6 protein-coding genes and 1 pseudogene are annotated in these 7,072 nt (G+C 71.5%); all 7 read left to right on the top strand.

Annotated elements, in window-relative coordinates; all coding sequences use genetic code 11:
- Nucleotides 1-1,127, top strand: a pseudogene (locus EIO58_RS10170) (hypothetical protein); the annotation flags it as partial.
- A 123-nt stretch (nucleotides 1,128-1,250) separates the two neighbouring features.
- A complete protein-coding gene (locus tag EIO58_RS10165) occupies nucleotides 1,251-1,565 on the top strand; it encodes a hypothetical protein (protein ID WP_127819442.1) in 315 nt (104 codons plus the stop codon).
- Complete coding sequence (locus EIO58_RS10160) at nucleotides 1,546-3,234, top strand: alpha/beta hydrolase (RefSeq protein WP_127819441.1); 1,689 nt, start codon at nucleotides 1,546-1,548, stop codon at nucleotides 3,232-3,234. Before EIO58_RS10165 ends, EIO58_RS10160 begins: the two co-directional genes overlap by 20 nt.
- Before the next feature lie 98 nt (nucleotides 3,235-3,332).
- Complete coding sequence (locus EIO58_RS10155) at nucleotides 3,333-3,893, top strand: hypothetical protein (RefSeq protein WP_127819440.1); 561 nt, start codon at nucleotides 3,333-3,335, stop codon at nucleotides 3,891-3,893.
- Between the two features lie 58 nt (nucleotides 3,894-3,951).
- Nucleotides 3,952-4,554 (top strand): phosphoribosylglycinamide formyltransferase, encoded by a 603-nt coding sequence (purN, locus tag EIO58_RS10150; protein WP_127819439.1) that lies wholly within the window; start codon nucleotides 3,952-3,954, stop codon nucleotides 4,552-4,554.
- Nucleotides 4,555-4,586: 32 nt separating this feature from the next.
- Nucleotides 4,587-6,191 carry a bifunctional phosphoribosylaminoimidazolecarboxamide formyltransferase/IMP cyclohydrolase gene (gene purH / locus EIO58_RS10145; protein ID WP_127819438.1) on the top strand — a complete coding sequence of 535 codons (1,605 nt, stop codon included), beginning with the start codon at nucleotides 4,587-4,589 and terminating at the stop codon, nucleotides 6,189-6,191.
- A 67-nt stretch (nucleotides 6,192-6,258) separates the two neighbouring features.
- Nucleotides 6,259-7,072 (top strand): RDD family protein (locus EIO58_RS10140; RefSeq protein ID WP_164861626.1); only part of this gene is annotated, 814 nt, incomplete at its 3' end.

Genomic DNA, 7,072 nt, shown 5'->3' with positions numbered 1-7,072 from the left:
CGTACGGAGCGGTGCTGCCGTGGACGCAGTCGCGCAGCATGTGGCACGGATGGGGCTCGCAGATGCCGGCGGCGCTGGCGGCGGCATCCGTCGTCCTGGGCGACCCGGCCCTCGCCGAACCGGCGGCGCGCGATGCAGCCGTGTTCACGCCCACGCTGCTGACCGCGGGCGGCCCCGACAACGGCTGGTTCCCGACTCCCGCCGACCGCGTCCAGATCGCCTACGGCGTCGACTCGCGCGTGCAGTCGCTGCTCGCCGTGGCCGACGCCACCGGATCGACGGGCTTCGCGGATCTCGCCGCGATGCAGGCGGCCTGGTTCTTCGGGGCGAACCGCGCCGGCGTGCAGATGTACGACCCCGCGACGGGAGTCGTGTTCGACGGGCTGCAGCCGGACGGCGGCGTCAACGGCAACAGCGGGGCAGAGAGCACGATCCACGGCCTCCTCACGATGCTCGCGCTGGACGCGCGCCCCGATCTCGCCGAGCGCGCCCGCACGATTGCGACGGTGGCGGAGCGCGACGGGCTGACGCTCGTCGAGGCGGAGTCCGCGGCCGAGACGACGGGCACCGTGACGGCGCCCACGCCGTGGACGGGGGAGTCGCTGTGGTCGGGCGGCGCTCTGACACTGGAGCCTGGCCAGCACGCGGTGTTCGACGTCGCCCCCGCAGACGTGGAGCGCTCGATCGAGCCCGTGGTGTGGTCGGATCCGGGCGTGCGGAGCGTGTCGGAGTGGCGCGCCGGCAGCCGTCCGCTCGGCACCCTGGATGCGACAGGCCCCGAGCAGGGCATCTCACCCGCGCCCGGCGTGCTGCTGCCGCACGCGCTCGCGCGCGCTCTGCCGGCGAACCGCACGAGTGTGCGGGTCGACGCGACCGACGGGACGCTGACGCTCGATGGGCTGCTGCGGCGGCCCGCGGAGTCGAGGCTCGTGCTCGTCGGCAGCGGACGCACCGAGCTGGTGCACTCCGCAGACGACCGGCGGCGGCCGGTCCAGGTGGGGGAGCGGGGGAGCACCGTCACGGTGCACGTGTACGACGCCGAGGGTGCGCTCGTGCGCGAACGCATCGTGCGGAACGGTGGAACGATCGTGCTGCCGGCGGGAGGCTTCGCGATCGCGCAGTCCTGACGCCGGGCGCCCGGGCCGATGGCCTCGAACGACGCCCATGGGGAACCCTCCCCATGGGCGTCGTCGGCGCGCAGCCGTTAACATGAGCCGACGGTCAGAGGATGTCGGGGACGGGGCGGCGCGGTGGGTGATGTCGAGATCGATCGCCATGCGCTCGAGAGCGCCAAGATGGTGCTCGACCAGGCCCTGCTGAGCTATCGGATGAGGGCCGAGGACGCGTGGCGGCGCGACACCGGAATCGGGGATCCGTGCGGCCGCACCCTTCTGCGGGTGATGGCCGAGAACGCCATCGGTGCGGCCCTGATGCGGGCGAGATCCGAGGACGAGGACGCGGTCGCGGTGAGCGCGCGGCTGCTCGACATCCTCGAGTCGTTCACGGAGCTGGACGTGTCACTGAGCGCGGACTGGGATCGGGGCTATGTCGCTGACCTCGCCTGAGCTGGGGGTTCCGCTCGAGCACATCGACTACGACGAGGGCGGAGTCGAGGCTCTCGTCGACGCGCTGCGCGCCCTCGCCGACGACGGTCGCGATGCCGGCGTCGTGCTGCGCAACATCGACGGCGGGCTCGAAGGACGCGGCGAGGCGATTCGGGCGGTCCAGACGGACGCGGGCGATGTCGCCGCTCGCATCACGCCGACCACGTCGATGTTCGACCGGATCGCCGAGGCCCTGCGGTCATACGGCGAGGCGGCCGCTCAGCACGGGCGCGTCGCCAACGACCTCATCGAAGACATCGAAGCCGCCCACGCCGCGGTGGTGTCGGCCGAGGAAACGGTCGTCGCCGCCGAGTCGCGCAACGACCGGCTCGGCGAGGATGCGACCTCGCGAGAGGTGACGCTCGCCGCGGACGCCGTCGCCGATGCCGAGGACGATCTCGCCCTGCAGCGCACCGCGCTGTCCGCCCTGTGGGAGCGCTGGGAGGACGCCTTCCGGCGGTGGGACGAAGCATACGACTCCGCCGTGGCTGCGCTGGCGAACGTCGATCACGCCTATGTGCCCGCCGGTCTCCGCGCGTCCGTCACGGCGCTCGCGGGTGCGGATTCGCCCGCGGAGGTCGCGGCGATCTGGGCGGACCTGACGGATGCCGAGCGGGAAGAGCTGCTGCGAGCCCGCCCCGAGTTCGTCGGCAATCTCGAAGGAGTGCCGTACGCCGTGCGGTTCGCCGCGAATCGCACGGTGTTCGACGAGACGGTCGCGGCAGGACCCTACGGGGAGCCGCTCGACAGCCAGTTCGAGCAGCTCGGCATCGAGATGGACCGGCAGGACGGCGAGCTGCTCATGTTCCACCCGTTCGAGCAGCCGCAGGCGACCGCGGGGGTGGTCTACGGAGTGCGCCGCGACGCGGCGGGAGACATCATCGATCCGTTCGACGGCGTGAGCAACGTCAATGTGCTCGTCGGCGGGATGTTCTCCGGGCTCGGCGACCTCGAGGCATGGGGTGAGAGCGCCCGCAGCCTCAACGAGTTCGCCGAGGCGTACGGCGGTGAGGGAACCGGCTCGGTCACGATCGCGTGGTACGGCTATGACTCGCCCGACCTGTTGACCGAGCACACGATGGGAAGCGCCACCGAGGGCGCCGCGCGCCTCGGCGCGACGTTGATGGGCCTCGACCAGGAGGTGTCGTCGTCGGTCACGACCTCGGTGATCGGGCACTCCTACGGCAGCACGACGGCGTTCCTCGCGGTCGGCGGCAGCGCGACCGATCTCGGCGTCGACCGCCTCATCGCGGTGGGGTCTGCCGGCGTCCCCGACGGCTACCACTCCTCGTGGACCGGAGACGAGCCGATGGACTACTCCGGTGTGGACGTCTACGCCTCCCGCGCGCCAGGAGACGGCATCGCCCGCTACGGCGAGTGGAGCTCCTTCGGGCATGGCACAGACCCCGAGTCGATCGAGGGCGCGACGAGCTTCGAGAGCGACGGCGGAACCGCGCCGTCGCTGCAGGGCACGCAGGAGCCCGTCGCCGGCACCCCGGGCCACGCCAGTCACGACGGGGGCAACACGGTGTGGGGCTGGTGGGAGCAGGACAACGGGTATCTTTCGCGCGACTCGGAGTCGTTCCGTAACATTGCCTACATCGTCGCCAACGGAGAGGTGCTGCCGTGACCAGAAGGCCGGCGTCGGCACGACTCCGCACCAAGGCTGCGCTCGCCGCGACGATGGTTTTCGCAGTGTCGATCCTGACGGGATGCGGAGGTGGCCGCGTGGCCGAACCGACCGGTGACGAGCTTTACGCCCAGGCCGAAGAGGTGTACTTCGAGTACCGCGGGTTCGTCAACGACCTGCTGGCCGTGATCGACGACGGCCCGTGGAAGGTGCGCGACAGCGGAGCGTACGGGATGGTGCCGTCCGGGGGCGGATGCGGCGACGGCTGGAACTTCAGCCTGAGCCGCGCCACGGCCGTGGACCCGGCCGAGCAGGATCGGATGCGGCGGGACGTCGCCGACTTTCTCACAGACGCCGGCTACGAGGTGGAGGGTATGGACCTCGGATCGCGTGAGGTCGTCTCGAGCGATGTCATCGTCCGTGAGCAGGGCCTGTTCTCGCTTCTCACCGTGACGTTCGTGAACAACGGCAATGTGCTGGTGGTCGCCGACACCGCGTGTCACCCCGGAGATCCCGTCGAGCTCGGGGACATGCTGTTCGGCGACGCCCAGCTCGCGAAGGGGTACCTGCCGCGCGAGGAATCGCCGTCGGACCCGCTGTTCTTCGGCATCACACCGGGCGACCCGCAGTTCCAGCCGTCCCCTTCCCCTTCGTCCTGACCGCCGAGCGCCGTCCGGCGCGAGGGATGGCTCCGAACAAGGTCAGTAAGCTGAGTGGGTGCTCACGGTCGCCGTCCTCATCTCGGGCACAGGGTCGAACCTGCGCGCCCTGCTCGAGGCGGCTGCCGACCCCGGATTCCCCGCCCGCGTGGTCGTCGTCGGCGCCGATCGCCAGGCGGAGGGCTTCGCCCATGCCGAGGAGTACGGCACCCCGACGTTCATGGTCCCCTACGCGCAGTTCGACAGCCGCCAGGAGTGGGGTGCTCAGCTCGGCGAGCAGCTCGCGGTCTGGCGCCCTGAGCTCGTGGTGCTGAGCGGGCTCATGCGTCTGCTGCCGCCGAACCTCGTCGACGAGTGGTCGCCCCGCATCCTCAACACCCACCCGGCCTATCTGCCCGAGTTCCCGGGAGCCCACGGCGTCCGCGACGCGCTCGCCGCGGGCGTCGCGCAGACCGGCGCCAGCGTCATCATCGTCGACAACGGCGTGGACTCGGGGCCGATCCTCGCGCAGGAGCGCGTTCCCGTGCTTCCCGGCGACGACGAGCACACCCTGCATGAGCGCATCAAACCGGTCGAGCGGCGCCTGATCATCGACGTGGTGCGCCGGGTCGCCACCGGCGAGCTCGATCTCGCGCACGTCGCGGCCACCGCGACTCCCTGACCGCCACCCCATCCCCACCGAGGAGATCCGCCATGGCCGGCCCGAGCCACGACCCCGCCCTCTACCGCCCCCGCGACGTCGTGCCGATCCGCCGTGCCCTGGTGTCGGTGAGCGACAAGACCGACCTCCTCCGCCTTGCGGAGGCGCTCGCGGCCGGGGGTGTCGAGATCGTGTCGACCGGCGGCTCGGCGAGCCTGCTGCGCGAGGCCGGGTACGAGGTCACCGACGTCGCCAGCGTGACCGGCTTCCCCGAGTCCCTCGACGGCCGCGTGAAGACGCTGCACCCGAGCGTCCACGCCGGGCTCCTCGCCGACCTCCGCCTCGCCGACCACGAGCGCCAGCTCGACGAGCTCGAGATCGCGCCGTTCGAGCTCGTCGTGGTGAACCTCTACCCGTTCGTCGAGACCGTCCGCTCTGGCGCGGCAGGCGACGACGTGGTCGAGCAGATCGATATCGGCGGGCCCGCGATGGTGCGCGCGTCCGCGAAGAACTACGCGAACGTCGCGATCGTGGTCTCGCCGTCGTCGTACCCCGCCGTCATCGAGGCGCTCGAGGGCGGCGGCACCAGCCTCGTGCAGCGCCGCGAGCTCGCGGCGCGCGCCTTCGCGCACACCGCCGAGTACGACCGCGCGGTCGCGACGTGGTTCGCCGAGGGCACGCTCACCGAGGAGGACCTGCCCGCGCACCTCACGATCAGGGCTGAGCGCCTCGACACCCTGCGCTACGGCGAGAACTCGCACCAGCGCGCCGCGATCTACACCCGCAGCGGCGGTCACGGCATCGCCCAGGCCACGCAGCTGCAGGGCAAGGAGATGTCGTACAACAACTACGTCGACGCGGATGCCGCACTGCGGGCGGCGTTCGACATGGTCAAGCCCGCGGTCGCGATCATCAAGCACGCGAACCCGTGCGGCATCGCCGTCACCGCGCCGAACGCGCTCGACCCGATCGCCAGTGCGCACCTGCGCGCGCACGAGTGCGATCCGGTGTCGGCGTATGGCGGCGTGATCGCGGCCAACGGCACCGTCACGCTGAAGATGGCCGAGAACCTCAAGGACATCTTCACAGAGGTGATCGTCGCGCCCGACTTCGAGCCGGCCGCCCTCGAGGTCTTCAAGGCCAAGAAGAACCTGCGCCTGCTGCAACTCCCCGCCGACTGGCAGCAGGAGCGCATGGACGTGCGCCTGGTGTCGGGCGGCCTGCTGCTGCAGGACGCCGATCGATTCCCGGCCGACATCGAGTCGGTCGCGCGCGACTGGCAGCTCGTCTCGGGCGAGCGTCCGGCCGACGGCGACATGACGAACCTCATCTTCGCGTGGAAGGCGTGTCGCGCCGTCAAGTCGAACGCCATCGTGCTCGCGAAGAACTCGGCCACGGTGGGAATCGGCATGGGCCAGGTCAACCGCGTCGACTCGTGCCGGCTCGCCGTCGAGCGCGCCGGAGACCGCGCCGCCGGGTCGGTCGCGGCATCCGACGCGTTCTTCCCGTTCGCCGACGGACCCCAGATCCTGATCGACGCGGGCATCCGTGCGATCATCCAGCCCGGCGGCTCGGTACGCGACGACGAAGTGATCGCGGCGGCGCAGGAGGCGAACGTCACGATGTTCTTCACGGGCGAGCGGCACTTCTTCCACTGATCCGCCGAGACCGCCCGCGGCCCCGCGCCGCGTTAGGGTCGATCCGGAGTCTGCATCAGGAGGACCGGTGATCTGGGAGATAGACGAGGCGTCGCGTCGCATCGAGGGCCTCGACGAGCACGGCCGCGCGCGGCCGGAGTACGCCGCGTCGCTCGGGCTCATGCCGGCACCTCTCGGCCGCCGTGCTCTCGCGGCGACGATCGAAGCGGCGGTGTACGTCGTGCTGCAGCTGCCGATGCTCATCGTCGCGCTGCCCGGTCTGTTCGCGCTCGCCGCGTCCGGCTCGCGGGCCGCGAGCGGCGACATCCTCCTCATCGTGATCTGCGCGGCGGCCTCGACCGTGCTCACGACCGCGTACGTCATGACGCAGCTGGCGCTGCACGGGCGCCGCGGCGTCACGCTCGGCAAGGCCATCACCGGACTCCGCTCCGTGAACGTGCGCACCCTCGAGCGCCCCGGGTTCTGGCGCGGCGCGGTCGTGCGGGCGCTCGTGCTGTGGGCGAGCTTCGCAGTGCCGCTCTTCGGCCCGCTGCTCGTCATCGCCCTCTCGCCGTTCTTCGACGGCGAGAGCCGCGGCCGCGGCTGGCCCGACCTCGCCGCCGCGACGTGGCTCGTCGACGCCCGCCACGGTCTGAACCCGTATGACGAGAAGCGCATGCGCATCGCCCGCAAGACCGTCGCCACCGACCTGCAGGACGTCCGCAGCGAGCTGCCGTCGCTGGCGACGCCGGTGGGCGAACAGTCCGCCGCGGCGTACATCCCGACCACCCGCAGCAGCGGCGGCGTGCTCGGCGCGCTCCGCGCGGACGATGCCGGCGGCACCGGCGTCCCCCCGACAGGTGTCGGACTCGCACCGGCGGGCGGCGCCGTCCCGGATGCGC

This window comes from Microbacterium sp. CPCC 204701 (assembly GCF_004010105.1).
GTDB lineage: Bacteria > Actinomycetota > Actinomycetes > Actinomycetales > Microbacteriaceae > Microbacterium.
Note: the sequence above shows the minus strand (reverse complement) of the source record. Positions and strands in the feature narration are given on the sequence as shown.

Excerpts from the sequence above, each read along its gene's own strand:
- purH (WP_127819438.1), top strand. The coding sequence starts at position 4,587 with ATGGCCGGCCCGAGCCACGACCCCGCCCTCTACCGCCCCCGCGACGTC.
- EIO58_RS10160 (WP_127819441.1), top strand. The coding sequence starts at position 1,546 with ATGTCGCTGACCTCGCCTGAGCTGGGGGTTCCGCTCGAGCACATCGAC.